This is a genomic window from Nocardia sp. CS682 (genome assembly GCF_004634405.1).
Lineage (GTDB): Bacteria > Actinomycetota > Actinomycetes > Mycobacteriales > Mycobacteriaceae > Nocardia > Nocardia ninae.
The window spans coordinates 4,198,480-4,223,144 of sequence record NZ_CP029710.1; the positions used below are offsets into that span (position 1 = coordinate 4,198,480).

The 24,665-nt window shown below is 68.0% G+C and carries 22 protein-coding genes and 1 pseudogene; 9 read left to right on the top strand and 14 right to left on the bottom strand.

Annotation, left to right across the window (positions count from 1 at the left end; genetic code table 11):
* Window positions 1-17 precede the first annotated feature (17 nt).
* The 5 genes and pseudogenes from pyrE to clpB form a co-directional block, all read right to left on the bottom strand.
* Complete coding sequence (pyrE, locus tag DMB37_RS18930) at window positions 18-599, bottom strand: orotate phosphoribosyltransferase (RefSeq protein WP_135233860.1); 582 nt, start codon at window positions 597-599, stop codon at window positions 18-20.
* 2 nt (window positions 600-601) lie between these two features.
* Window positions 602-919: pseudogene (locus DMB37_RS18935) on the bottom strand (short-chain dehydrogenase); the annotation flags it as partial.
* A 144-nt stretch (window positions 920-1,063) separates the two neighbouring features.
* Entirely contained in the window at window positions 1,064-2,251 is a 1,188-nt protein-coding gene (locus DMB37_RS18940; protein WP_240772453.1) for a hypothetical protein, read from the bottom strand.
* A 68-nt stretch (window positions 2,252-2,319) separates the two neighbouring features.
* The gene (locus DMB37_RS18945; RefSeq protein WP_135233861.1) at window positions 2,320-3,132 is read right to left on the bottom strand and encodes a DUF5666 domain-containing protein; all 813 of its coding nucleotides are present in this window, start codon (window positions 3,130-3,132) and stop codon (window positions 2,320-2,322) included.
* A 187-nt stretch (window positions 3,133-3,319) separates the two neighbouring features.
* Window positions 3,320-5,875 (bottom strand): ATP-dependent chaperone ClpB, encoded by a 2,556-nt coding sequence (clpB, locus tag DMB37_RS18950; RefSeq protein ID WP_135233862.1) that lies wholly within the window; start codon window positions 5,873-5,875, stop codon window positions 3,320-3,322.
* A 301-nt stretch (window positions 5,876-6,176) separates the two neighbouring features.
* On the opposite strand from clpB, the gene DMB37_RS18955 reads away from it, so the two are divergent.
* The 3 genes from DMB37_RS18955 to DMB37_RS18965 all read left to right on the top strand — a co-directional run bounded on the left by DMB37_RS18955 (window position 6,177) and on the right by DMB37_RS18965 (window position 9,312).
* Window positions 6,177-7,112, top strand: coding sequence for an NADP-dependent oxidoreductase (locus DMB37_RS18955; protein ID WP_135233863.1), 936 nt, complete (start codon window positions 6,177-6,179; stop codon window positions 7,110-7,112).
* A gap of 248 nt (window positions 7,113-7,360) precedes the next feature.
* Window positions 7,361-8,518, top strand: coding sequence for an FAD-binding oxidoreductase (locus DMB37_RS18960; RefSeq protein WP_135233864.1), 1,158 nt, complete (start codon window positions 7,361-7,363; stop codon window positions 8,516-8,518).
* A gap of 14 nt (window positions 8,519-8,532) precedes the next feature.
* Window positions 8,533-9,312 carry an FAD-binding oxidoreductase gene (locus DMB37_RS18965; protein WP_135233865.1) on the top strand — a complete coding sequence of 260 codons (780 nt, stop codon included), beginning with the start codon at window positions 8,533-8,535 and terminating at the stop codon, window positions 9,310-9,312.
* 107 nt (window positions 9,313-9,419) lie between these two features.
* Here the strand turns inward: DMB37_RS18965 and DMB37_RS18970 are convergent, their stop codons facing one another.
* The 5 genes from DMB37_RS18970 to dnaK all read right to left on the bottom strand — a co-directional run bounded on the left by DMB37_RS18970 (window position 9,420) and on the right by dnaK (window position 15,297).
* Window positions 9,420-10,589 (bottom strand): globin domain-containing protein, encoded by a 1,170-nt coding sequence (locus DMB37_RS18970; protein WP_135233866.1) that lies wholly within the window; start codon window positions 10,587-10,589, stop codon window positions 9,420-9,422.
* Window positions 10,590-11,156: 567 nt separating this feature from the next.
* A complete protein-coding gene (locus DMB37_RS18975) occupies window positions 11,157-11,561 on the bottom strand; it encodes a heat shock protein transcriptional repressor HspR (protein ID WP_135233867.1) in 405 nt (134 codons plus the stop codon).
* Window positions 11,561-12,721, bottom strand: coding sequence for a molecular chaperone DnaJ (gene dnaJ, locus DMB37_RS18980; RefSeq protein ID WP_135233868.1), 1,161 nt, complete (start codon window positions 12,719-12,721; stop codon window positions 11,561-11,563). The genes DMB37_RS18975 and dnaJ overlap by 1 nt, the downstream gene beginning before the upstream one ends.
* Window positions 12,722-12,745: 24 nt before the next feature.
* Entirely contained in the window at window positions 12,746-13,450 is a 705-nt protein-coding gene (gene grpE / locus DMB37_RS18985; RefSeq protein WP_135233869.1) for a nucleotide exchange factor GrpE, read from the bottom strand.
* Window positions 13,447-15,297, bottom strand: a complete 1,851-nt coding sequence (dnaK, locus tag DMB37_RS18990; protein WP_135233870.1) for a molecular chaperone DnaK — start codon at window positions 15,295-15,297, stop codon at window positions 13,447-13,449. The genes grpE and dnaK overlap by 4 nt, the downstream gene beginning before the upstream one ends.
* Before the next feature lie 356 nt (window positions 15,298-15,653).
* Between dnaK and DMB37_RS18995 the strand changes: the two genes are divergently transcribed.
* Entirely contained in the window at window positions 15,654-17,255 is a 1,602-nt protein-coding gene (locus DMB37_RS18995; RefSeq protein WP_135233871.1) for an FAD-binding oxidoreductase, read from the top strand.
* Between the two features lie 15 nt (window positions 17,256-17,270).
* Here the strand turns inward: DMB37_RS18995 and DMB37_RS19000 are convergent, their stop codons facing one another.
* A complete protein-coding gene (locus tag DMB37_RS19000; RefSeq protein WP_135233872.1) occupies window positions 17,271-17,756 on the bottom strand; it encodes a MarR family winged helix-turn-helix transcriptional regulator in 486 nt (161 codons plus the stop codon).
* A 108-nt stretch (window positions 17,757-17,864) separates the two neighbouring features.
* Between DMB37_RS19000 and DMB37_RS19005 the strand changes: the two genes are divergently transcribed.
* Window positions 17,865-18,164 (top strand): hypothetical protein, encoded by a 300-nt coding sequence (locus DMB37_RS19005; RefSeq protein WP_135233873.1) that lies wholly within the window; start codon window positions 17,865-17,867, stop codon window positions 18,162-18,164.
* A gap of 49 nt (window positions 18,165-18,213) precedes the next feature.
* Here the strand turns inward: DMB37_RS19005 and DMB37_RS19010 are convergent, their stop codons facing one another.
* A complete protein-coding gene (locus tag DMB37_RS19010) occupies window positions 18,214-19,653 on the bottom strand; it encodes an MFS transporter (protein ID WP_240772454.1) in 1,440 nt (479 codons plus the stop codon).
* A gap of 87 nt (window positions 19,654-19,740) precedes the next feature.
* On the opposite strand from DMB37_RS19010, the gene DMB37_RS19015 reads away from it, so the two are divergent.
* The 4 genes from DMB37_RS19015 to DMB37_RS19030 all read left to right on the top strand — a co-directional run bounded on the left by DMB37_RS19015 (window position 19,741) and on the right by DMB37_RS19030 (window position 22,131).
* Window positions 19,741-20,181 carry a helix-turn-helix domain-containing protein gene (locus DMB37_RS19015; protein WP_135233874.1) on the top strand — a complete coding sequence of 147 codons (441 nt, stop codon included), beginning with the start codon at window positions 19,741-19,743 and terminating at the stop codon, window positions 20,179-20,181.
* Between the two features lie 90 nt (window positions 20,182-20,271).
* Window positions 20,272-21,432: a zinc-binding dehydrogenase gene (locus tag DMB37_RS19020; protein WP_135233875.1), complete on the top strand. Its 1,161-nt coding sequence runs from the start codon at window positions 20,272-20,274 to the stop codon at window positions 21,430-21,432.
* 79 nt (window positions 21,433-21,511) lie between these two features.
* Entirely contained in the window at window positions 21,512-21,850 is a 339-nt protein-coding gene (locus DMB37_RS19025) for a type II toxin-antitoxin system RelE/ParE family toxin (RefSeq protein WP_135233876.1), read from the top strand.
* A complete protein-coding gene (locus DMB37_RS19030; protein WP_135233877.1) occupies window positions 21,850-22,131 on the top strand; it encodes a helix-turn-helix domain-containing protein in 282 nt (93 codons plus the stop codon). The genes DMB37_RS19025 and DMB37_RS19030 overlap by 1 nt, the downstream gene beginning before the upstream one ends.
* Window positions 22,132-22,140: 9 nt before the next feature.
* On the opposite strand, the gene DMB37_RS19035 is transcribed toward DMB37_RS19030, so the two are convergent.
* Window positions 22,141-22,785 (bottom strand): endonuclease, encoded by a 645-nt coding sequence (locus DMB37_RS19035; protein ID WP_135233878.1) that lies wholly within the window; start codon window positions 22,783-22,785, stop codon window positions 22,141-22,143.
* A gap of 340 nt (window positions 22,786-23,125) precedes the next feature.
* Window positions 23,126-24,664, bottom strand: coding sequence for a dynamin family protein (locus DMB37_RS19040; protein ID WP_135233879.1), 1,539 nt, complete (start codon window positions 24,662-24,664; stop codon window positions 23,126-23,128).
* Between the last annotated feature and the right edge of the window lies 1 nt (window position 24,665).

The window sequence follows — 24,665 nt, forward strand, 5'->3', positions numbered from 1 at the left end:
CTAGACCGCTGCCCAGGTTAACCCAGGGCCAAATCCTTGAGTCCGAGGATGGAGCGGTACTCCAGCCCCTCGGCGGCGATCACCTGATCGGCGCCGGTCTCCCGGTCCACCACGGTGGCCACGCCCACCACGTTCGCACCCGCGTCACGCAGCGCGCGCACGGCGGTGAGCGGCGAGTTTCCGGTGGTCGTGGTGTCCTCTACGACCAGCACCCGCTTGCCGACGATGTCGGGCCCCTCGATCTGGCGCTGCATGCCGTGCGTCTTGGCGGCCTTGCGCACCACGAAGGCGTCGATCGGGCGGCCGGGCGCGTGCATGACGGCCATCGCGACCGGATCGGCGCCCATGGTCAGCCCGCCGACGGCGTCGAAATCCCAGTCCGCGACCAGCTCGCGCAGCAGCTTGCCGATCAGCGGTCCCGCGCTGTGGTGCAGGGTCGCGCGGCGCAGGTCGACGTAGTAGTCGGCCTCCTTGCCCGAGGAGAGGGTGACCCTGCCGTGCACGACGGCGAGCTCGCGCACGAGCTGGGCCAATCTATCTCGATCGGAACCGGCCGCGGTGCCCAGCGCCGACTCGTTCGTGGTTGCCTCGTCGATCATTCCTAAGTCCTTCCGCGTGTGGTGAACAGGCCGCGATTCAGTCGGGCCGCCAGGGTTCGCGGGATCATCCCGGCGACGGTGGTAAGCGTTTTGTACTGCACGCCGGGCACACTGAGCACCCGGCCTTTCTCCAGATCACGCAGGGAACCGGCAACCACCTGGTCGACACTCAGCCACAAGGCTTTCGGCAGCGACGACGCATCGTTACCGGCTCGCTCATGGAATTCGGTGCGCACGAATCCCGGGCACAGGGCCTGGACCCGGACACCTGTTCCGGCCAGGCCAGCTGCCAACCCTTCCGTGAAGGATACGACGTAGGCATCGCGCAGCCGTGACCGATGCCGGAGGTGGGTCCGGTGATCAATGCCACGGGGCGGGTCGCGCCGGGCAGGCGCGCGACCACAGGGTTTTCGGTCACCTGCGCACGTGCGATCGACGCACCGCGCAGGTGCGAGCGGCACCGATCACTGCGGCACAGGTCCCTGGTACGGACGGAAGCCGGGGTGGAACGGACCGCCGGGCGGCTCGGCCGCGGCGTCGTCGTCGCGCACCGCCGGGCGGCGAACGGGCTCCTCGGCCCAGTCGTCGGCGGGCAGTTCGTCCCGCGGTGCCTGCGACCGCTTGTCGCGCTGCTCGGGCACCCGCTTGTCGCGCTCGTCCGGCGACCATTCCTCGCGCGGTTCCGGCGACCACTTGTCCCGCGGCTCCGGCGACCATTCGTCGCGGCGTTCGGGGGCCCACTCGTCGGCGGTCCTGCGGTCCTCGCGCACCCTGGCCCGCGCGTCCGGCACCACGGCCAGCGACGGACGGCGCGGCGGTTCCGGTTCGTCCGGTGCCGCGAGCGGCGCGCGGTCGTCGAAGTCCTCGTCGTATGCCTGCTCGGCGAAGGGCTCCGCGTCCTCGTCCTTGTTCAGCCGCGTCGGCTGCACCCTGGCGCCGCCGACGGGTGCGTCGCGCTCGTCGTCGTCTGTTTCCTCGGGACGCTGGCGGCCGCGCGGGCGGGGCCGGCCCGGATCGTGCCCGCCGCTGTCGAAGCGCGGCTCGCTCACCGGCGGCAGTACATGCAACAGCCCGGACAGCCGGAGCACCGCGTCGATCGAGGTCTCCCACTCGCGCGCGGAGGTGCCGACGGACAGCATGCCCAGCGTCCAGTTGCCCTCGCTCCAGAGCATCTGCACGGTGTCGGGCAGCGTCTCGATGAACGCCACCATCCGCTGATCGACGGCGTGCCTGGCGATTTCGGGGTTGGTCGCGAACACCACCCGGTCGCCGATGGCGCCGAGCAGTTCGAGATCGGCGTCCTTGGGCGGCGACGCGGTCTTGAGCCGCATGTCGACGTCGATGTCCGAGCCGATCTGGCGGCGCACCGCGATCAGCGTCGCGGAGTCCTCCAGATCGAAGAGCACGAACTTCTCGCCCTTGCGGATACCGGAGACCACATCGACCGCGGAGAGGTAGCCGAGCTTGGCCAGCGCGCCGCGACGCCAGGTCGACGGCAGCGCGGGCTCCACCGACACATACGTGTAGCCCTGGGATTTCGCCCAGACCTGCCGCGCGTGACCGGTCCGCTGTCGCTGGATCCGATCGAAATACAGCAGCACGATCGCACCCACGAGTGCGATCGCCGCCAAGCCGAACCACATTGCCGTCATCACCGTCTAGCCTAACGAGCTCAGCGGGCGAATGCCCGTCGCCACCCGGCGTTGGTTCGTCGGGTCGTTCATCTGACGCCGCCGGGCAGCGCGGTACTGATGATCACCTTGGCGTGAATCGAACCATCCGCGGCCTTCTCACCCTGAATCAGCACGATGTCACCGGTGGGCAGATCGGAGACCTTGGTGCCCGACATCGAGATGACCTGGGTGTTGGCGTCGGTGCGCACGCTGACCGTGCTGCCGAGCAAGGTGCTCACCGTGAGTGTGCCGCCGTCGTTGGCGGTGATGGTGCCCATGGTCGCGCCGAGATCGTCGATGTTGCCCAGGCCGGGCACGCTCGGAATCCCGCTCGGCGCGGGCTGACCGGAGCGCGGCGTCCCCGGCGTCGGCCGGTTCGCGGTCGGGAAGGCCGAGGTACTCGCGGCAGTGTCGGACCCGGAATCCTTGCCGGCCAGCACTACTCCCGCGACCACACCCACCACGGCGACCAGCGCGATCACCCCGAGGCCGAGCGCTATCCACAGCCCGGTGTTGCGCCGCGGCGGCTCGGGCGGCAGCTGATCCGAGGGCTGCATGCCGTATCCGGGCGGGACGGGACCGCCCGGCGGGGGCGCCGCCCCCGACCACTGGTCGCCATAGGTGTTTTCGTACGCGCCCCACTGGTTGTCGTGCGGCGGGAACGCACGGGTGGCGTTCGGCGGGGGCGCTGACCACGGCTCGAACTGCTCGGTCGCCGGATACGCCGAGGGCGCGCCGGACCCGTACGCCTCGGAATAATCCGTGGTGTGCTGCGGCTGCTCGAACCCGGACTTGCCCGCCAGGTGCTCGGTCGGCGCATCCTCCGGCCGCTGTCCCCACGGATCGTTCGGGTTGGTCATGGACTCCAGGTTAGGCGTTACCCGGCCGGCGCCGGGGGCTTGCGCGGACTGAATTCGGACTTCGTCCGCCGGCCCCGCTGGTGACGGCCGACGCCGCGCCCGTGAACCCGGTCAGCGATTCCGCGCGGCGAGCCGGCGCGCCGATACCGAGGCATCGAGCGCCGGCACACCGCGGCGGAATCGGCTCTTACTTGCCGACGATCAGCCCGTCGCCGTCCGGCGTGACGGTCACCTTCACCGCATCACCGTCGGTGATCTCACCCGCCAGCAGGCCCTTGGCCAGCGTGTCACCGATCGACTGCTGGACCAGCCTGCGCAGCGGGCGTGCGCCGTAGACCGGGTCGTAACCCCGCACGGCCAGCCAGAACCGGGCCGAGTCGCTCACGTCCAGCGTCAGCCTGCGCTGCGCGAGCCGCTTCTGCAGCTGGTCGAGCTGGATGTCGACGATGTGCTCGAGCTGCTCCTCGTCCAACGCGTGGAACATCACCACGTCGTCGAGGCGGTTGAGGAACTCCGGCTTGAACGCCGAACGCACCGCGTTCATCACGAAGTCGCGCTCGCCGCCCGCACCGAGGTTGGAGGTCAGGATCAGGATGGTGTTGCGGAAGTCCACCGTGCGGCCCTGACCGTCGGTGAGCCGTCCCTCGTCGAGCACCGCGAGCAGGATGTCGAACACATCCGGGTGCGCCTTCTCGATCTCGTCGAACAGCACCACCGTGTACGGCCTGCGCCGCACCGCCTCGGTCAGCTGACCACCCTGGTCGTAGCCGACGTAGCCGGGCGGGGCACCGACCAGCCGCGCGACCGAATGCTTCTCGCTGTACTCGCTCATGTCGATCCGGACCATGGCGCGTTCGTCGTCGAACAGGAAGTCCGCCAACGCCTTTGCCAGCTCCGTCTTACCGACACCGGTCGGGCCGACGAACAGGAACGAGCCGGTCGGCCGGTTCGGATCGGCGACACCGGCGCGCGCCCGGCGCACCGCGTCGGACACCGCCTGCACCGCCTCGGTCTGGCCGACCACCCGCTTGCCGAGTTCCTGCTCCATCCGCAGCAGCTTCTGGCTCTCGCCCTCGAGCAGCCTGCCCACCTGGATACCGGTCCACGCCGACACCACCTCGGCGATGTCGTCCGGGCCGACCTCCTCCTTGAGCATCACCTCGCCGTCGGCCGCCGCGCCGGAGACCTTTTCGGCCTCGACGAGCTGCTTCTCCAGCGCCGGGATCTTGCCGTAGCGCAACTCGGCGGCCTTGCCGAGATCGCCGTCGCGCTCGGCCCGTTCGGACTCCCCGCGCAGCGACTCCAACTCCTCCTTGAGGACGCGGACCTGATCGATGGCGCTCTTCTCGTTCTGCCAGCGGGTCATCAGCTGGTTCAGCTTCTCGCGATCGTCCGCGAGTTCCTGGCGCAGCTTCTCCAGCCGTTGCTTGGAGGCCTCGTCGGTCTCCTTGCTCAGCGCGACCTCTTCGATCTCGAGTCGCCGCACCGCGCGCTCGACCTCGTCGATCTCCACCGGGCGCGAGTCGATCTCCATCCGCAGCCGCGACGCCGACTCGTCGACCAGGTCGATCGCCTTGTCCGGCAGGAACCGGGAGGTGATGTAGCGGTCGCTGAGCGTGGCGGCGGCCACCAGCGCGGAGTCGGTGATGCGCACACCGTGGTGCACCTCGTAGCGCTCCTTGATGCCGCGCAGGATGCCGATGGTGTCGGCCACCGACGGCTCGCCGACGAGCACCTGCTGGAAGCGCCGCTCCAGGGCGGCGTCCTTCTCGATGTGCTTGCGGTACTCCTCCAGCGTGGTCGCGCCGACCAGGCGCAGCTCACCGCGGGCCAGCATCGGCTTGATCATGTTGCCCGCGTCCATCGCGGATTCGCCGGTGGCGCCCGCGCCGACGATGGTGTGCAGCTCATCGATGAACGTGATGATCTGTCCCGCACTGTTCTTGATGTCTTCGAGCACGGCCTTGAGCCGCTCCTCGAACTCGCCGCGGTACTTCGCGCCCGCGACCATCGCGCCGAGGTCCAGCGAGACCACGGACTTGCCGCGCAACGACTCCGGCACGTCACCGGCCACGATGCGCTGGGCGAGCCCCTCGACGATGGCGGTCTTGCCGACGCCGGGCTCGCCGATCAGCACCGGGTTGTTCTTGGTGCGGCGGCTCAGCACCTGGACCACCCGCCGGATTTCGGTGTCGCGCCCGATCACCGGATCGAGCTTGCCCGAGCGGGCGGCCTCGGTCAGGTTGGTGGAGTACTTCTCCAGGGCCTGGTAGCTGCCCTCGGGGTCCGGGCTGGTCACCCTGGCGCTGCCGCGCACGGCGGTGAACGCCTCGCGCAGTGCGTCGGCGCTCGCGCCGTACTTCTTCAGCAGCATCGTCACATCCGAGTCGCCCGCGGCCAAGCCGACCATGACGTGCTCGGTGGAGACGTATTCGTCGCCGAGCTCGGTGGCCAGGCGCTGGGCCGCGGTGATCGCGGCCAGGGCCTCGCGGCCGAGCTGCGGGGTGGTCGTCGCGCCGGTCGCACTCGGCAACCGGTCCACGATGTCCTGCGCCTCGCGCCGTACCGTCGCCGGGTCGACGCCGACGGCCTTGAGCAGCGGGGCGGCGATACCGTCGGTCTGGTCCAGCAACGCCACCAGCAAGTGGGCCGGACGGATCTCCGGGTTGCCCGCGGCCGAGGCCGCCTGCAGTGCGGCGGTCAGGGCCGCCTGGGTCTTGGTGGTGGGATTGAACGAGTCCACAAGTCACCTTCCTACTGGTCGATTGTCACGGCGCCGGAGCCTGATCCGCACGAACTCCACGCGCGGCTGCGTGCCGTCCTTTACATCCAACGTGGGAAAGGTTGAGTCTGTTCCGCTCAAGTTTAGTTATTTTCACCGCTTGTGAACGGTACGCCGCGACACCCTGCCAATGCGATGAATCACAGCGTCCATGGGGTATGGATGCATACGATGACCCCTGCCGTTAGTTGATGCATCAGGGAGCGCTAGCAAGCACGAAGGTGCGAGGCCGCACTCGTCAGCCCGATCAAGGAGCGAATGGATGCGCGCGATTGTCGTACGGAAGTTCGGAGCCACACCCGAGTTGACCGACATGCCGGTCCCCGAGGCCGGAGCAGGCGCGGTCCGCGTGCAGCTCGAGGCGGCGGGCGTCAACCCGTTCGACGCGAAGATGGCCGACGGAATACTGGACGGCAAGCTGCCGCACGACTTTCCGATGATCCTCGGGGTGGACGGCGCGGGCACCGTCGCGGCGGTCGGCCCCGGCGTCACCGGGTTCGCCGTCGGCGACCGGGTGGTCGGCAAGTTCCTCAACCCGCCCGCAGGCCACGGCTCGTTCGCCGAGTTCGCGGTCATCCCGGAGGGCGGCATTCTGGTGCGCGTCCCGGAGGCCGTGCCGACCGTCGCGGCCGCGGCGCTACCCACCGCAGGCCTCACCGCGCAGGACATGGTGGACGGCACCGAGATCGAGCCGGGCCAGACCGTCCTGATCGTCGGCGCCACCGGCGGCGTCGGCTCGTTCCTCGTCCAGCTGGCGAACATGGCGGGCGCGAATGTCATCGCCACCGCCCGCGGCGACGTCGCCGACCAGATGACCCGGCTCGGCGCGGCCGAGACCGTCGACTACTCCGCGGGCTCGGTGCGCGAGCAGGTCGCCGCCGCCCACCCCGATGGCATCGACGTCCTCTACGACCTGGTGAGCCCGCCGGAGGCGCTGGCCGAGCTGGCCGGGCTGGTCCGCGACGGCGGCACCGTCTACTCCACCATCTCCGCCGCCGACGAGGACGCCTTGCGCAGCCGGGGCATCCGCGGCGGCAATATCGAATCCAAGGGCGGCGCAAGGGAATTGGCGCGGCTGCTGGAGCGGGTAGCCGAGGGTGACGTGGTGGTCCCGATCGACGCGACCGTTCCACTGGCCGACGGCGCGAGCGTTATCGGGGCCGTCGGCGCACGCGGTAAAACCGTGCTCGCCATCTGAACAGCCCCAACAGTTGCCCACTGCGAATCGAGGGCGCGGTCCCACCCGAGCCGAGCGCCGGCGAGGCGCGGGTGTGACCTCGAGCGCAGGCCCGCAACACCGCACGTTTGCCCACCGATTACCGTTTGGCCCGGTCTTCAGGTACTAACCAACACGACCACGGCATTTTCGGGGATACTGATCAGCGGAGGACCGCCGGTTACGGATATGTCCCCAGGGCAGAACTGAGGGAAAGGAAGCTCCGCGTCGTGGATGCGCGTTCGGCTGCGCTGGTCCGCGCCAACTTCCGTTCGGTAGTCGAGGCACCGAATGGACCCGAACGGTTGGTCAGTGCGTTCTACGGTCACTTGTTCGCCGAGAACCCCCAACTGCGGGAACTCTTCCCCCCTGCGATGGATATGCAGGCCAAGCGGATCGCCACGGCGATCCAGTACGTGCTCGACCATCTCGAGGATTGGGAGCGGGCGCAGAAGTTCCTCGAACAACTGGCGCGCGACCATCGCAAGTACGGGGTCGACGCGGCGCACTACGACGCCGCGGGCCGCGCCTTGCTGTCCGCGTTCCGCGCCTACAACGGCGCGGCCTGGCACCGCGGCTTGGAAGAGGGCTGGCGCGACATCACCATCCTGATCTCCGCGTCCATGGCCATCGGCGCCAACTCCGACAAGTCCCAGCCGTACTGGGAGGCCACCGTGGTCGGGCACCGCAGGGTGCTGGAGGATCTGGCCATCGTGCGGTTGCAGTCGGAGAGCCCGATCCCCTACCAGGCCGGACAGTACGTGCCGCTCACGGTGCCGCAGCGGCCGAAGATGTGGCGCTACTTCTCCCCGGCGATCCCGGCGAATCCGTACGGCGAGATCGAGTTCCACGTCCGCAAGATCCGCGGCGGCTGGGTGAGCCCGGCCATCGTGAACGAGACCAGGGTGGGCGACCGCTGGCAGATCGCCGGACCGCTCGGCGGGTTGCACGTCGACCGCGACAGCGGCCGCGACGTGCTGCTGATCGGCGCGGGCACCGGGATCGCGCCGCTGCGCGCCCAGCTGATCGAGATGGGTCAGCGCGGCATCAATCCGCGGGTGCACTTTTTCATCGGCGGCCGCTACCCCTGCGATCTCTACGACGTGGAGAACATGTGGCAGCTCTCGCAGAGCAATCCGTGGCTCACCATCGTCCCGGTCTGCGAACAGAAGACCAATCCGTGGTGGTATCCCCATCCGCCACAGGAAGAGCCGTACGGCATGCACCGGCGGCTGATCGGTAACCTGGGCGCGGTGGTCGCGAGCTTCGGCGCGTGGGCGGACCGGCAGATCCAGATCGCCGGGTCGGCGAAGATGATCGCGGACACCCGGCGTGCGTTGATCGCGGTCGGTACTCCGGAGCACATCATCAGCTCCGACCCTGTGTGATGAAGGAGGCCCCCATGGGGGACCCCAGTGCGCTCGGTAATGGCGCACCCCTGCCGGCCGAGTGGACCGCGACGGTCGTCGGACACCATCGAATCCGGCACGATCTCGCGGTGATTCGCCTGATCGGCGAGTTCGTCCCGTTCCTCGCGGGCCAGTCCGTCGAGGTCACGGTGCCGCAGCAGCCGAGCATGCGGCGCAGGCTCTCGCCCGCGCTGCCGCCGTCGCTGGACGGCAAGCTCGAGTTCCATGTGCGCACGGTGCCCGGCGGCTGGTGCAGCGGCTCCATCGTGGCCGACACGAGGCCCGGCGACGAATGGCAGATCCGCGCTCCGCTCGGCAGCTTCGCCGCCGACCCGGCGGGCGAGGAGGTGGTGATGATCGCGGGCGGCACCGGACTCGCGCCGCTGCGGGCGCTGATCCTGGACCTGGCCCGCGAGCCGGAACCGCCGCGCACCTACCTCTTCTTCGGCGGCCACACCCCGCGCGACCTGTACGCGTCGGACATGCTGTACCTGCTGGCCGGTGAATTGCCTTGGCTCACGGTCATTCCCGTGGTGGAGAGCCCGGACGATCCCAGCTGGGAAGACGAATGGTACGAGCGCAGCCGCGTCGACATCGGCTTCCCGCCGGACGAGATGCTCTTCGGCACCCTCGCCGAGGTGGTCGGTTCACACGGCGCGTTCGACCACCATCAGGTGCTGGTGTGCGGCTCCCCCGCCATGGTCAATGCCACGGTCGATCGGCTGCTCGCCACCGGAACTCCGCCGGAGCGAATCCAATTCGAAGGGCTCTGAACCTTTTTCGGCCGGCGGCGTAGCCGGAATCCGGCCGCGGTACTGGGCGCGACCGGATTCCGACTGTGTCCGGGACAACGGGAGGGGTCGAAATCCCGGACGGCCGGTCAGAACAGCGGGTCGTGGCGGATGTTCTTGGCGAGCGTCCCCGCGGCCATCATGCGGAACTTGGTGGTCTGCACCATCGATGGCGAGCCGACGATCTGCACGTCCCGGTCGGCCCAGGCGCCGAAGCTCGCGACCACCTTGCCGATCTGGCCGGTCAGTCGCGGCTCCAGGCCCGCGTGCGCCGGCGCGAGTTCGCCGGAATCGGTGTACCACCAAGGGTTTTCGTCGTGCTCGGTGACCGGCGTCACGGTGAGCCAGCGGTTGGCGACGGCCAGGCTGTTCAGCGTGTCCAGATCGTAGAGGTCGCACGGATGGTGGCCGCCGACGAACAGGTGAACCTTCGGGTTGGTCCGCCGCTGCGCCATCGCCATCAGCTGGGCCCGCAGCGGCGCGATGCCGGTACCGCAGCCCACCATCAGCATCTTGCGCTTGGTGTTGCGTGGGATGCCGAGGCCGCCGAGTGGCGAGCCGAGCAGCCACTGGTCACCGACGGCGGCCTGGCCGACGATCGAGGGGCTGACCCAGCCGCCGAGCACGGCACGGATGTGGAACTCGATCTCCCCGTTGGCATTCGCGGGCACCGCGGGCGACATGTAGCGCCACATCCGCGGCCGCGACGGGACCTGCACGCTCAGGTATTGCCCCGCGGCGTAGGACATCGGCTGGTCCAGCTGTAATCGCAGCACGGTCAGGTTGCGCAGCACCTCGCGGCGCTCCACCACGGTGCCGGTCCAGACCGGTGGCGTGGTTTCCTTGTCCGCCGCGCCGATCATGGTGTCGGCGATGATCTTCAGGCCTTCGTCCCAGGCCCGGTCGACCTCGTCGGTCCACATCTCGGTGCCCGCGTACACCTTCATCGCGGTCTTCAGCGAGACCGCGACGGCCGTGTAATGCGCTGCCTGCACACCGTATTTGCGATGGTCACGCCCGAGCTGGGCGAGGAAGGGCAGGAGCTTGTTCGGCTCTTCGAGCCGGTCCAACGCATAGCCGATGGCCTTGACAAGGCGATCTCGCTGGGCGTCCATGGCTGCTGGAAAGAAATCGCGGACTTGGGGGTAGTCGGTGAATAGGATCGCGTAGAACGATCTCGCTAATTTCTCCGGCCCCCCTTCCTCCGCAGCAACCGCCTTGAACGTAGTTCTGATCAAAGCGACAGTCCGCGAATCCATTTGTGTCACAACCCCATTTCGCACTCGAACACAAACTGTGCCGGCGAGTGAGGTGCTGCGGGACACTCGTCAGCAGCCGTTGCCAAGGAGTGTAGGCGAGGTTTGCCAGGAGTGGAATCCTCCGTTTAAACAACAAGCGTGTAATTCCGCTGAAACGAGGACACGCCGGGCAAAACACTCACGAAACGGACTGAAAGACCGTAAAAACGGATGAATTCGGTCATGGATACACTGAATATGCACGACTCGATCTGCAAGTTTCACCCAGGCGGCCATCCCAGAGCGACTGCACGGCAACTTCGCTGGGTGCCCGACCGACTCGACCGGACGCGCGGCACGCGGCACGCCCTCGGGGCGCGCGGTGAAAGATGACAAGTAAAGCGGACTTTCGCGGGGGCGCTCAGCACACGGCTACGCGCCGCATCTCGGCTTATCTTTGGCTATCCTTCAGAAACCGCGCGCGGAACCGCTTCGGGCCGCTGACCTCGAAGCACGATGGATGCTCCGAGATCAGCGGCCCGATTGTTAGCCAGCCGTATTCAGTATTGTTGCGCTGCGTTCGATCGCTCAAACATTACGGCGGTTACGCGGTTGCCACACCACCAGTGCGGTACTGCGTTGCGGCGGCGAAAGATCGGGCCGATAGCCCGCTCGCAACCGATCCAGCTCGGCCGACAGCTCGGCGACGCGCTGCTGCAATTCCTCGACCTGGTTGGTGAGTTCGATGATGCGTTTGATGCCCGCCAGGTTGACGCCCTCGTCCTGAGACAGCCGCTGCACCTCGCGCAGCAGCTCGACGTCCCTGGCCGAGTAGCGTCGCCCGCCGCCCGAAGTGCGTTGTGGCGTTACCAGTCCCAGACGGTCATAGGTACGCAAGGTCTGCGCGTGCATGCCCGCCAGCTGGGCCGCCACCGAGATCATGAAGAACTCGGCACGCGACCCGCCGGACGCCTGCTTCGGATCATGGGACATCAAGCACCTGCCCATCCTGCCCGTGGGTCGAAACCGCTGGCCTTCTCCGCCTCGGCGTAGCGCCGCAGCGCCTCCGCGGCGTTGTCGTCCAGCTTTTGCGGCACCGCGACCTTGACGGTGACCAGCAGGTCACCGGCGCCGCCGCCGCGCTTGGGCACGCCACGACCGCGCACCCGGAGGATGCGGCCGTCCGCGGTGCCCGGTGGCACCTTGACGCCGACGCGCCCCTCCAGCGTGGGCACCGAAACCGTGGTGCCCAACACCAATTCGCTGTAGCTGACCGGCAGCACCAGGGTCAGGTCGTCGCCGTTGCGGCCGAAGACCTTGTCCTGGCTGACGTGCACGCTGACGAACAGGTCGCCCGAGGGCGCGCCACGCAGGCCCGCCTCGCCCTGTCCGGCCAGCCGAATCCGTTGTCCGTCACTGACTCCCGGGGGAATCCGCACCGTGATGGTGCGCGTGCGGTTCTGGATGCCGCTGCCGTGGCAGTCGACGCACGGGTCGTCGATGATCGAGCCGGTGCCCCGGCAGTCATCGCACGGCTCGCTGAAGCCGAATGCACCTTGGTTGCGGCTGACGATGCCGGTTCCATTGCAGTGCGGGCAGACCCGCGGGCTGGTACCCGGCTTGGCGCCGCTGCCGTGACACGTGGTGCACGGCGACGGACTGGTCATCCGCAGCGGAACGGTGACGCCCTGCGCGGCCTCGCGGAAGCCGAGGGTCGTCTCGGTCTCCACATCGGCCCCGCGACGCGGGCGACTGGTCGTGCGCGTGCCGCCCCGGTTGAACAGGCCGCCGAGCAGGTCACCGAGGCCACCGTCGCCGGCGTTCGCGCCGCCGAAGATGTCGCCGATGTTGAAGTCCTGCGAAAAGCCGCCGCCCGCACCGGGAGTGAACCCGCCGCCGCGTGGATAGCCGCCACCCGCGAACAGCTTGCGGGTCTCGTCGTACTCCTTGCGCTTGGTCGGATCCGACAGCACCGCATGCGCTTCGCTGACGGTCTTGAACCGCTCCTCGGCTTTGGTATCACCGGGATTGGCGTCCGGATGCAGGTCACGCGCGAGCTTGCGGTACGCCTTCTTGATCTCGTCCTGCGAGGCCGTGGAGGAGACACCCAGCTCTTTATAGAAGTCCTTTTCGATCCACTCCCGTTGACTCACCGGATATCTCCTCCTCTCGCGTCTTTATTGTTTGTTCGCGCCGGCATCAGCATCCGATGCCTCTGTCGTTTCGGCCGCGCCGTTGTCGGCCTCGCCATCGGTTACCCCGACCAGCGCGTGCCGAAGCACCCGCTCGCCGAACCGATAGCCCTTGCGCATGACGATGCCGATCACCGGGTCGTGCCCGGAGCCCTCGTGCTGCACGGCCTCGTGCAGGGTCGGGTCGAAAGGCTCACCCTCCGAACCGAATTCCTCGAGGCCCTGCTTGTGCAGCGCGGTGGCCAGCTTGTCGGCCACCGACTTGAGCGGTCCGGCGTCCAGGTCGCCGTGTGCCCGCGCCCGATCGAGATCGTCGAGCACACCGAGCAATTCGGTGACCACGGCGGCCTTGGCGGTGTCGATCGCGGTCTTGCGGTCGCGTTCGACGCGGCGCCGGTAGTTGGCGTACTCCGCGGTCAGCCGCTGCAGATCGGCGGTGCGCTCGGCGAGCTCCTTGGTGATGGCATCGGCCAACAGCTCGGCACCCTTTTCCGTATCGATGACGGACTCCGCGCCGTTGCCGGTGCCCGGGCCGTCGGCAGCCTCGGCCGCCGACGGTTCCCGAACCTCACCCGGCTGCGACTGGTCGCCGCTCAGGTTCCGCTCCTCCGGGTCGATCTTGCGATTGTCCACGAAGGTGATCGGCTCTTGCTCGGAGTCGCGTCGCTCCGAATTGTTGCCGTCGGTCACTTCTTCTCCGTGTCAACCGGCTCGTCCACAACCTCGGCGTCCACGACCTCGTCCTCGGCGTTGTTCGACGCCGACGACCCGTTGCTGGAAGCCGCAGCGTCGTTGGCCGACGATTCGTAGATCGCCTGGCCCAGCGCCTGCGACTCGGTCGCCAGCTTCTCGACCGCCGCCTTGACCGCGGCGATGTCGGTGCCCTTGAGCGCGTCGTTCGCCTCGGCGATGGCCGCCTCGACCTTGGTCTTGATGTCGGCCGGGACCTTGTCCTCGTTGTCCTTGATGAACTTCTCGGTCTGGTGCACCAGCGACTCGGCCTGGTTGCGGGTCTCGGCCTCCTCGCGGCGGGCCTTGTCCTCGGCGGCGTGCGCCTCGGCGTCCTTGACCATCCGGTCGATCTCTTCCTTGGACAGGCCGGAGCCGTCCTGGATCTTGATCGTGTTCTCCTTGCCGGTGCCCTTGTCCTTCGCGGTCACGTGCACGATGCCGTTGGCGTCGATGTCGAAGGTGACCTCGATCTGCGGCACGCCGCGCGGGGCCGGCGGGATGCCGGTCAGCTCGAAGGAGCCGAGCAGCTTGTTGTGCGAGGCGATCTCACGCTCACCCTGGAACACCTGGATCTGCACCGACGGCTGGTTGTCGTCGGCCGTGGTGAAGGTCTCCGAGCGCTTGGTCGGGATGGTGGTGTTGCGCTCGATGAGCTTGGTCATCACGCCACCCTTGGTCTCGATGCCCAGCGACAGCGGGGTCACATCGAGCAGCAGGACGTCCTTGACCTCGCCCTTGAGCACACCGGCCTGCAGCGCGGCGCCGACGGCGACGACCTCGTCCGGGTTCACGCCCTTGTTCGGCTCACGGCCGCCGGTCAGTTCCTTGACCAGTTCGGACACCGCGGGCATGCGGGTGGAGCCACCGACGAGCACAACGTGGTCGATATCGGCGACGTTGATGCCCGCGTCCTTGATCACGGACTGGAACGGCGCGCGGGTGCGGTCGAGCAGGTCCGAGGTGATCTTCTGGAACTCGGCGCGGGTCAGCTGCTCGTCGAGGAACAGCGGGTTCTTGTCCGCGTCCACGGTGATGTAGGGCAGGTTGATCGAGGTGCTCTGCGAGGAGCTCAGCTCGATCTTCGCCTTCTCGGCGGCCTCACGCAGCCGCTGCAGCGCCATCTTGTCCTTCGTGAGGTCGATGCCCGCGCTGGCCTTGAACTTGTCGACCAGCCAGGTCACCACGCGCTCGTCCCAGTCGTCACCACCGAGGTGGTTGTCACCGGAGGTGGCGCGGACCTCGACGACGCCCTCGCCGATCTCCAGCAGCGAGACGTCGAAGGTGCCGCCACCGAGGTCGAAGACCAGGATGGTCTGTTCCTTGTCGCCCTTGTCCAGGCCGTACGCCAGCGCCGCCGCGGTGGGCTCGTTGACGATGCGCAGCACGTTCAGGCCGGCGATCTGGCCCGCTTCCTTGGTGGCCTGCCGCTGGGCGTCCTCGAAGTACGCGGGCACGGTGATGACCGCGTCGGTGATCTCCTCACCCAGGTAGGCCTCCGCGTCGCGCTTCAGCTTCATCAGGGTGCGCGCGCTGATTTCCTGCGGGGTGTACTTCTTGCCATCGATCTCGACGGTCCAGTCGGTGCCGATGTGGCGCTTGACCGAGCGAATGGTGCGGTCGACGTTGGTGACGGCCTGGTTCTTGGCCGGCTGGCCGACCAGAACCTCGCCGTTCTTCGCGAACGCGACGATCGACGGGGTGGTGCGCGATCCTTCCGAGTTGGCCACGACGACCGGTTCTCCGCCTTCGAGTACGGCGACGACCGAGTTCGTGGTCCCGAGGTCGATTCCGACCGCACGAGCCATTGTGGTTCCTCCTATTTGACGTACTTACATGTGTCGGTGCCTGGGCGGGTTGCGCCCTGCGGCCTGGACTTGCCTAGACCGCGAGACCTCGCCCCAAGCACCTGGCGGAGCACGGTCCCAGCAACGCTGAGCGTGGTCGGCTCAATCCTGCCCCCAATGATGATCGGGAGTCAACTCAAACTTGAGTCCGACACACTCAATGTTGTCGAATAGCTCAACGGACAGCAGACGCGGATCATTCCCGAACGACGACATCGATTTCGTCCGCTCGCGATTGTCCTCGCCCGACCCGGCCGCGACCACCCCGTGGTGCAATAACACGCGCGGCGGCTGCGAGCCCCGCGGAAGGAGTCACGGTGTCGACGAAGACGCGGTCATGGTGGGGTTGGGGCAACGTCGAGGACGCGGTGGTCGGCGCGGAGCGGGCGGCGCTGACCGAGCGCGTCGCGGCCATCCTGCCCGGCGCCGATCTGACGGCGCACGAGCCGCCGCCGGTCGAGGCGCTGGCGCTGCCCGCACCGCGGATCGCGGCACCGGAGGCGCTGGCCGAGCTCGTGTCCGTCGACCCCGCCGATCGCGCGGCGCACGCACACGGGCAGGCGTTCCGCGATGTGGTCCGAAATCTCCTGGGCGAGGTACGAACTCCGCCCGACCTCGTCATAAGGCCGCGCACCGAAACCGACATCGTCGACGTGCTCGACTGGGCGAGCCGGGCGAATATCGCCGTAATCCCCTTCGGCGGTGGCACTTCTGTGGTCGGCGGGGTGGAGCCGCGCCTCGACGGCACCTTCGCCGGTGCGGTGAGCCTCGACCTGGGCGCGCTCGACCGCGTCCTGGAGATCGATCCGATCAGTCGCGCGGCGCGGATTCAGGCGGGCGTGTTCGGGCCCGCGCTGGAAGACCAACTGCGCGAGGCGAAGCTGACCCTGCGGCATTTTCCGCAGTCGTTCGAGTTCTCCACCCTCGGCGGCTGGCTGGCCACCCGGGCCGGCGGGCACTTCGCGACGCTGTACACCCACATCGATGACCTGGTCGAGTCGATGCGGGTGGTGACGCCCGCGGGGATCAGCGAGTCGCGCCGGTTGCCCGGCTCCGGCGCCGGGCCCGCGCCGGACCGGATGTTCCTCGGCTCCGAGGGCACCCTCGGCGTGATCACCGAGGCCTGGCTGCGGCTACAGGACCGGCCACGGTGGCGGGCAACGGCTTCGGTGCATTTCGACGATTACGACCGCGCGGTGGCCGCCACGCGCGCCATCGCGCAGTCCGGGCTGTATCCGACCAACTGCCGGCTGCTCGATCCCGCCGAGGCCTTCCTCAACGCCGGTGCGGCGACCGCAGGCGGCGTGCTGGTACTGGGCTTCGAATCGGCGGATCACCCGACGCGGCCGTGGATGGAGCGGGTCGTCGAGATCGCCGTCGACCACGGTGGCACGATGCCGGAGCCCGTGCGCTATGTGGATTCGGATACGGGCGCCCACACCGGCGGCACCGCCGACACCTGGCGCTCCTCTTTCCTGCGCATGCCCTACCAGCGCGATGCGCTCGCGGCCCAGTCGATGATCACCGAGACGTTCGAAACCGCCTGCACCTGGGACAGATTCGCGGAGTTGAAGGCCGCCGTGACCACCGCCGCGAACGACGCGATCCGGGCGGTCGGCGCCACCGGCGTGGTCACCTGCCGATTCACCCACGTCTACCCGGACGGTCCCGCGCCGTATTTCGGTATTTACGCCGCAGGGCGCTGGGGCAGCACGGTCGCGCAGTGGGACGACATCAAAGCCGCAGTCTCCGAGGCGCTCTCGGCCGCAGGCGGGACGATCACCCATCACCACGCGGTGGGCCGGGATCACCGGCCCTGGTACGACCGGCAGCGACCGGAGCCGTTCGCGCTGGCGCTGCGCGCGGCCAAGTCCGCGCTCGACCCGGCGGGCATCCTGAATCCCGGTGTGCTCCTGTGAATTACCGCGCCACGGTCAACGCGGCATTCGTTCGCCGGTGAGGCCGGGGTGAATCCCCGGGCGTAGCCCGTTGCTCGCGGCCGTTCGTTGCAACAGCCGCAGCAGCGTCGTTCGCTCCTCGGCGGCGAGTTCGGCGAACAGTTCGGCGTCGAGGCGGGCCACCACCTGCTGTGCGCGGGCCAGCACGTCGTGCGCGGCGGGCAGCAGATAGACGGCGTGGGCGCGGCGGTCGGTCGGGTGCCTGCGTCGTTCGACGAGCTTGCGCTGCTCCAGCTCGTCGACGAGGCCGACCATCACATTGCGGTGGATCCCCAGTGTCTCGCCGAGCCGCTGCTGGGTTTGCCCGTCGTGTTCGCGCAGTAGTCGCAGCATGCCGAAGTGCCGCGGGCCGATGCCGATCGGGGTGAGCAGCTCGCTGAATCGGGCGCCGGTGTAGGCGCCGAGCTGGCCGAGCAGGAAGGCCGGTTGATCGGACAGCGGCGGAAACCTCGTATCGGTCACCCTGTCAGCATACCTATACGCACATAACCGGATTGTTCTATTGATTGATAATCACTAGAGGTGCATAGTTTGAATACCAGCCCGACACACACTAGGAGGATGAGAGCAATGGATATTCTGGTTATCGGCCGGGGCCCGAGCGTGGTGGCGTCCGGCCTCGAACTCATTCGCGCACAAGGGTTCACCGCACACGGTGTGACCACCGACGAGGACGCACTGGCGGCACTCGAGGCAGGCCCGGTCGGCCTGCTGCTGATCGGCGGCGGCCTGGAACGCGACTCGAGTGCAGTGCTGAAAGAAAAAGCGGAAAAGCACGGCGTCGCGGTGATCGAAGCCGTGCGCAACGGTCGCGATCTGGAAACCTACCTCCGGGAGGACGTGTTCCCCGTGCTGCGCGACCGGCAGTGAGACTGCCTGTGGGCTGGAGTGTTTCGCACTCCAGCCCAGCGGACCGTCGTCAGGCGTGCACGAGTTGCTCGGGCATCTCGCCCGGGTCGGCGATCGCGCTGCGGCGCAAGCCGGTCGCGGCGATCACGCCGGCCAGGACCGCGGCGACGACCGGAACGATCAGCGCGGTGCGCAGTCCATCCATGCCGACCTTGCCCGAGGCGACCGCCGCGACGTTCACCGCGGTCACCACCGAGATGCCCAGCGCCGCACCGAATTGGATTGCCGTGTAGAGCAATCCACCCGCCAGGCCGTGCTCCTCCGCCGCGATGTCATCGGTGCCCGCGATGGTCAGCGGTCCGTAGACCAGGGCGAAGGCCACGGCGAGCAGCAGCATCGTCGGAAGCATGGCGATATAGGCGCGGTCCAGGTCCGTCGGCAGGAACAGAACGTAGGCGAGCACCGCGACAACCGTGCCACCGAAGATCACCCGAACATTGCCGAACCTGCGCACGAACCAGGGCGTGAGCAGCGGAGCGAGGATCGCGTCCAGGCCGAGTACCGCCATCGCCAGGCCGGTCTGCACCGTGCTCCAGCCGCGCACTTCCTGGAAGTACAGCGTCGCCAGGAATTGGAATCCGATGAACGAGCCGATGAACAGCACCGCGACCAGATTGGTGCGCACCAGGGCGGCCGACCGCAGGATACCGAGCCGGACCAGCGGTGTGGCGGTGCGGCGTTCGTTCAGGACGAACAGTCCGAGTGCCGCCAGACCGGCCGCGAAGGTCGCCACCGTCAGCCCCGGGTTGTCGCCGGGATGCTCCAGCCGGACGACACCGTAGACGAGCAGCAGCATCGCACCGGTCACACTCAACGCACCCAGGAGATCGAAGCCGCCCCGAACCCGCTGCGGCACACCGGAATCCCGGACCAGTCCGATCGCAGCCACCAAGATCACGGCCGAAACGAGCACCGGCACGAAGAACACCCAGCGCCAACCGAACGCGGTCAACAATCCACCGACCACCATGCCGAGCGAGAACCCGCCAGCGCCGACACCCGCGTAGAACATCAGCGCCTTGTTCCGCACCGAGCCCTCGGCAAAGTTGGTGGTGATCAGCGACAGACCGGCCGGGGCGAGGAACGCCGCGGCCACCCCGGTGACGAAGCGGGCGGTCAACAGCATCCACCCGGTGGTGGCGAATCCGCCGAGTCCGGAGAACAGCAGGAACACCGTCAGCCAGAACAGGAACATCCGCCTGCGGCCGAGCAGGTCGGCGGCGCGGCCACCGAGCAGCACGAACCCGCCGTAGCCGAGCACGTACGCTGACACCACACCGCTGAGCATGCCGGTGGACAGGCCGAGTTCGGCCCGGATCGAGGGCAGCGCCACGTTCAGCATCGCGACATCGATGCCCTCCATGAATATCGCGCCGCACAACACCGCGAGCACGCCCCAGGCGCGGCCGGACATCTCCGTAAAGACCTCGGTGGCTCTGGATTTCACCATCACGACTCCCCACTTAGACTAGGTTCCCCGAAATGGGGTCAGTTACCTCTTGATACCGAGGAGAAGTCTCGGGCAGAATCGACGCCTATGGAAGACGGCACTTTGAAGTCACCGGGGCACTGCGGGGATACCGCCGCCGACTTCGACGTTCTGCAGTGGGACACCCGAGTCGACTGCGAGGTGCGGCAGATCCTCGATCGCGTCGCCGACAAGTGGTCGCTGTTGGTGATCGCGCTGCTGGATCAGCGCAGCCTGCGGTTCACCGAACTGAAGCGCAAGATCGACGGCGTCAGTCAGCGGATGCTCACCCGTACGCTGCGCCATCTCGAACGCGACGGACTGGTCGAACGCACCGTGTATCCGACCGTGCCGCCGCGGGTCGACTACGCGCTGACCCCGCTCGGCGCCAGCCTGCACACCACCATCAAGGCCTTGGTCACCTGGACCGAAGGGCATCAGAACGAGATCGCCGCCGCGCGCAACGCCTACGATCGCCGCGCCGCCCAGGACACACTGACGCCCATCTGATTCACGACGGGCTACTCGATCACTGGAAAGCGGCGGGGGTCGTCGATGGCGCAGTAGCGTGGTCAGCGACGCCGATTCGAGGAGTTCACCATGCGGGCTGCCGTCCTCACCCACTCGAAATTCGAGGTCACCGACTTACCGACGCCGGTACCCGGGCGCGGGCAGTTGCTGATCAACGTATCGCGCTGCGGCATCTGCGGTTCCGATCTACACGTCCGCAACCACGCAGACGAGGTGGCCGAGTTGAGCGCGGTCACCGGGTACGACTCGTTCATGCGGTCGGGTCAGAGCGTGGTGCTCGGGCACGAATTCAGCGGCGCGGTGGTGGATTACGGTCCGGGGTGCCGGAAGCGTTGGCGGACAGGCACTCCCGTGGTGGCGTTGCCGATCGTGCGGCACGGCGAGAAGCCGCAGCTGACCGGCCTGTCCGCCGCGGCACCCGGCGCGTACGCCGAGCAGGTGATCGTCCAAGAGTCGATGACCCTGCCGGTGCCCAACGGGCTGTCCGCCGAACACGCCGCGCTCACCGAGCCCATGGCGGTGGCCTGGCACGCCGTGCGTCGCGGTCGAGTAGGCAAGGGACAGCACGCCTTTGTCATCGGCTGCGGGCCGATCGGGCTCGCGGTGATCAGCATGCTGAAGGCTGCGGGCGTGCGCACGGTCGTGGCCAGCGACTTCTCCCCGCGCCGCCGCGAACTCGCGACCGCCTGCGGCGCGGACATCGTCGTCGACCCGGCCACCGACTCCCCATGGACCGCCGCACCCACCCGCGGCCGAATCAACGGCGTCACCGACATTCTCAACCTCGGTTTCGACACCATGGACCTTCTACGCCGCGTCCCGAACCTGCCCTGGTGGTATGCCTTCCGACTCGCACACACGTTGAACGCGGGCCCGTCCGGTCCCGTCATCTTCGAATGCGTCGGCATCCCAGGCATTCTCGACCAGATCCTCACCGCCGCACCCCCACTGTCGCGCGTGGTCGTTGTCGGCGTCTGCATGGAACCCGACCGCATCCGCCCCGCCATGGCCATCAACAAGGAGATCGACCTCCGCTTCGCCTTCGGCTACGACCCCGGCGAATTCCGCGACACCCTCCACCTCCTCGCCGAAGGCAAGGTCGACCCCGCCCCCTTGATCACCGGCACAGTAGGCCTCAACGGCATCGATACCGCCTTCACCACCCTCGCCACCCCCGACCACCACGCCAAGATCCTCATCGACCCCACCAGCCCGGCCACCACCCCCTGATCCCCGCGCGGCCCTAATAGGTACGCGGATCCACTAATTGAGGTACTCTTTTATACATAATTTTATATAGTTCTGGCTCGTGAAACCGATCAAGTTCGTCGCGACCGCACTGGACGACCTACGTGAGTTCCCGCTCGTCGTGCGCCGCGAGTGCGGCTATCAACTAGATCGGGCTCAACACGGTCTCGAGCCTGCGGATTGGAAGGCCATGCCCGGCGTGGGTCTCGGCGTCCGTGAAATACGGGTACGTGACCACACGGGCGCGTTCCGGGTCATCTACGCCGCGAAGCTCGCTGACTACGTCTACGTCCTACATTGCTTCCAAAAGAAGTCACAGAAGACTTCGGCGGCGGATCTGAACCTCGCAGCGAAGCGGTTAGCGCAGGTCGTGGCTGAGATCAAGGAAGGAGAGCGCTGATGGCGGACGAAACGTTCGACAGCGTGTGGGATGCGATCGAGGACACCCCACAAGAGGCAGAGAACATGCGACTGCGGTCACGGCTGATGATCGAACTGACGGAACGGATCACGGCTCAGGGTTGGACGCAGGTGTCGGCGGCAGAACGACTGGGGGTGACACAGCCCCGGGTCTCCGACCTAATGCGCGGCAAAGTGCATCTGTTCAGTCTCGACGCCCTCGTCAACATGATCGCCGCGGCAGGGATGCACGTCGAAATGTCGGTCAGCCCGGCTGCTTGATCCGTCGGATCAGTGGGCGGCGTCGAGGACTTCTTCGGCGAGTTTGTCGTCCAGGGTTATTCGGACGAGGGCGGCGGCGAGGGCGGCGGTGTGGTCTTTGGGGGCCAGGGCGGCCAGTTTGGCGGGGGTGGATGGGAGGTTGACGCGGTCGGCGCCGCGTAGGGCGCGTTCGTCGAAATGGGGGGCGGCCCAGGGCCAGATGTCTTGGATCTCACGGAGGAAGATGTCGCTGCCGGTGGGGCCGATGCCTTGGAACTCTTGCAGGAGTTGGGCGGCGCGCTTGGGGTCGTGGTCGGCTTCGTCGGCGAGATTGCGCAGGTCGCCGTCGTAGCGGTCGAGGACCTGGGCGGCGTTGGCGCCGAGGCGGGTGGCGGTGCTCTCGTCGTAGCGGCGGTAGTGGGCCCGGCCTAAGGCGTCGACGAGTTCCTGCCATTCCGCGTCGGCGACGCGCTGCGGGGTGCGATAGCCGGTGGCGACCAGTTCGCGGGTGGCGGCCACGGCGATGTCGGCGGAGATCCTGGTGCTCAACAGCTCTGCGAGCATGAGTAGCTGGAACAGCGGCGCGGGTTTGTCGGCGAGGTGGATGCCCGCTTCTGCGGCGTATCCGGTTCCGGCTCGGTCGAGCAGCGCGTGCACTACCTTCTGTTGGCTCATCGCGACCTCCTTGTTCGGATATCGGTCGCCTACCCGACGGCACCGGCTTCACACCGATTCGATGTCGGTCGTCCGGGTTACGAGGAAAGTGCGTTATCCGGGGTTCGGAGTGCCGACGCCTCGGGGGCCAGCCCGGCCGGCAGGGCGAGACCGCTGCTCGCCTTGCCGAGGGCCGCTCCCTGGTCAGGTGGTGACCGCCTGCGCGACGGTGTCGAAGATGCCGCTCACAGATCGCAGTCGGCGCCGAATGATTCACGGCCCAGTATCCGATCGACCCTCAGCATGCGCCGACCGGTGCGGACCTGGTGAAGGCGTTGCCCAGGATTACCGGTGACCCGGTCTAACCAGGCAACAGACTGAGCGTGCCTTCCGCACTGCGGGCGGCAGTAAGGCAAGCGGTGCTGGTGAACTGGTCGGCGAGCGGGTGCCGGGCTCGGGCTCGCCATTTGCGCACGGCGGCAACGGCTTGGTCCCGCTGCACCGAGGGCGCGGCGTCGATCGGTAGCCCGAGGCGCAGGTGCGGCGCGACGCCGGAACCACCGATGAGGCGGTGCAGTTCGGCGAGATCAGCTGGCGGCAAGGTCAATTCGTCGGTTCGGAGGCGACCGAGCAGGCGGAGCTCGGCGAAGCCGTGCACATCGGCGAGCAGGGTGCGCACGCGCGGCAGTAGCGGGTCGGCCGCGCTGCCCGGGTATGCGGTCAGCACGCGCGCGAGCGCGGTGAGGGCGGAGTGCGCCTTGAGTTGATCGGCGCGCTGGCCGAATTGCACATCGAGCACCGAGCGCAGCTCGTCCACGCCGCTGCGCATGGTCAATTCCGCTGCCAGCGTGGCGGAGTCGCGCACGCCGAGCCGAATCAGGGTGACCGCCATCCGAATGCCGAACAGGCCGAACCGCTCCGCGAGCTGGGCTCTGAGTTCCGGTGCCACCGGCAACACGACATCGGGGCGTGCGAAGCGATCCGCGGACAGCAGTGCCGCACTCAGCTCGTCGACCGGAACACCGGCCAGCGCCTCGAACGCCGCATACTCCTGTTGCCGCAGCGTGGCCGCGGCGAACGCGAGCAAGCCGGCGACCGGAATCACGGCCTGGCACAGGCCGGTTCGCTCCAGTTCCCCGGCGAAGCGGGTCGCGACGTCGCGCGCCGAGTGCAGCGCGTCGATCCGGCCTGCGCCGATCTCGTCGGCCCTGGACACGACACCGACGACACCGAGCGGGCCGGGCAATCCGGAAAGACCCGGCCCCGCAGTAGTTCCCGCGCCCACCCGCTCGAGGAACCGGACGTCGGCCGCGTCTAACCTGCGCAGCAGGTACACCACCGCGTCGGCCCCCGGAACCGCGATACTCTGCTCGCCCTCCGGCGTGAGCAGCCGGGCCGTGCGCTGCGACACCTCCCGGGACAGCGAGGAGGTGCCCGGCGTATCGATGATGGTCGTGTCGGCCAGCGCCGCCGCGGGCCATTCGACCTCGAGGTGATCGACCTCGCGCGGCGCGGGCGCGTTCCAGGTCAACCGGTCCAGGTCGAAGGTCAGCCCGTGCGTACCGCCGCCGCGGCGCACCACCACGTTCGCGCGGGCGCCGTCGCCGGCGTGCGCGGTCACGCTCGGGGTGGAACCGTAGCGGTACCAGGTGACCACCCTGGTGCACTCGGTCGCGTCGGTCGGCGCGATGTCTTGCCCGACAAGGGAATTCAGCAGCGTGGACTTGCCTGCCTTCAACGAGCCGGCGAGTGCGACGCGCAACGGTTGATCCAAACGACCGGCGCACTCGGCGAGCATGGCCCGCGGGCGCGGTTCGCTCGCGAGCGCGGCACGCGCCGCGCCGATCAGTCGATGAGCCTCGGCAACAATCCCTGGCGCGGCGCCGCCCGCACGTCTCACG

Excerpts from the sequence above, each read along its gene's own strand:
- pyrE (WP_135233860.1), bottom strand. The coding sequence starts at position 599 with ATGATCGACGAGGCAACCACGAACGAGTCGGCGCTGGGCACCGCGGCC.
- DMB37_RS18940 (WP_240772453.1), bottom strand. The coding sequence starts at position 2,251 with ATGACGGCAATGTGGTTCGGCTTGGCGGCGATCGCACTCGTGGGTGCG.
- DMB37_RS18945 (WP_135233861.1), bottom strand. The coding sequence starts at position 3,132 with ATGACCAACCCGAACGATCCGTGGGGACAGCGGCCGGAGGATGCGCCG.
- DMB37_RS18955 (WP_135233863.1), top strand. The coding sequence starts at position 6,177 with ATGCGCGCGATTGTCGTACGGAAGTTCGGAGCCACACCCGAGTTGACC.
- DMB37_RS18965 (WP_135233865.1), top strand. The coding sequence starts at position 8,533 with ATGGGGGACCCCAGTGCGCTCGGTAATGGCGCACCCCTGCCGGCCGAG.
- DMB37_RS18970 (WP_135233866.1), bottom strand. The coding sequence starts at position 10,589 with ATGGATTCGCGGACTGTCGCTTTGATCAGAACTACGTTCAAGGCGGTT.
- DMB37_RS18975 (WP_135233867.1), bottom strand. The coding sequence starts at position 11,561 with ATGTCCCATGATCCGAAGCAGGCGTCCGGCGGGTCGCGTGCCGAGTTC.
- dnaK (WP_135233870.1), bottom strand. The coding sequence starts at position 15,297 with ATGGCTCGTGCGGTCGGAATCGACCTCGGGACCACGAACTCGGTCGTC.
- DMB37_RS19005 (WP_135233873.1), top strand. The coding sequence starts at position 17,865 with ATGGATATTCTGGTTATCGGCCGGGGCCCGAGCGTGGTGGCGTCCGGC.
- DMB37_RS19010 (WP_240772454.1), bottom strand. The coding sequence starts at position 19,653 with ATGGTGAAATCCAGAGCCACCGAGGTCTTTACGGAGATGTCCGGCCGC.
- DMB37_RS19015 (WP_135233874.1), top strand. The coding sequence starts at position 19,741 with ATGGAAGACGGCACTTTGAAGTCACCGGGGCACTGCGGGGATACCGCC.
- DMB37_RS19020 (WP_135233875.1), top strand. The coding sequence starts at position 20,272 with ATGCGGGCTGCCGTCCTCACCCACTCGAAATTCGAGGTCACCGACTTA.
- DMB37_RS19030 (WP_135233877.1), top strand. The coding sequence starts at position 21,850 with ATGGCGGACGAAACGTTCGACAGCGTGTGGGATGCGATCGAGGACACC.
- DMB37_RS19035 (WP_135233878.1), bottom strand. The coding sequence starts at position 22,785 with ATGAGCCAACAGAAGGTAGTGCACGCGCTGCTCGACCGAGCCGGAACC.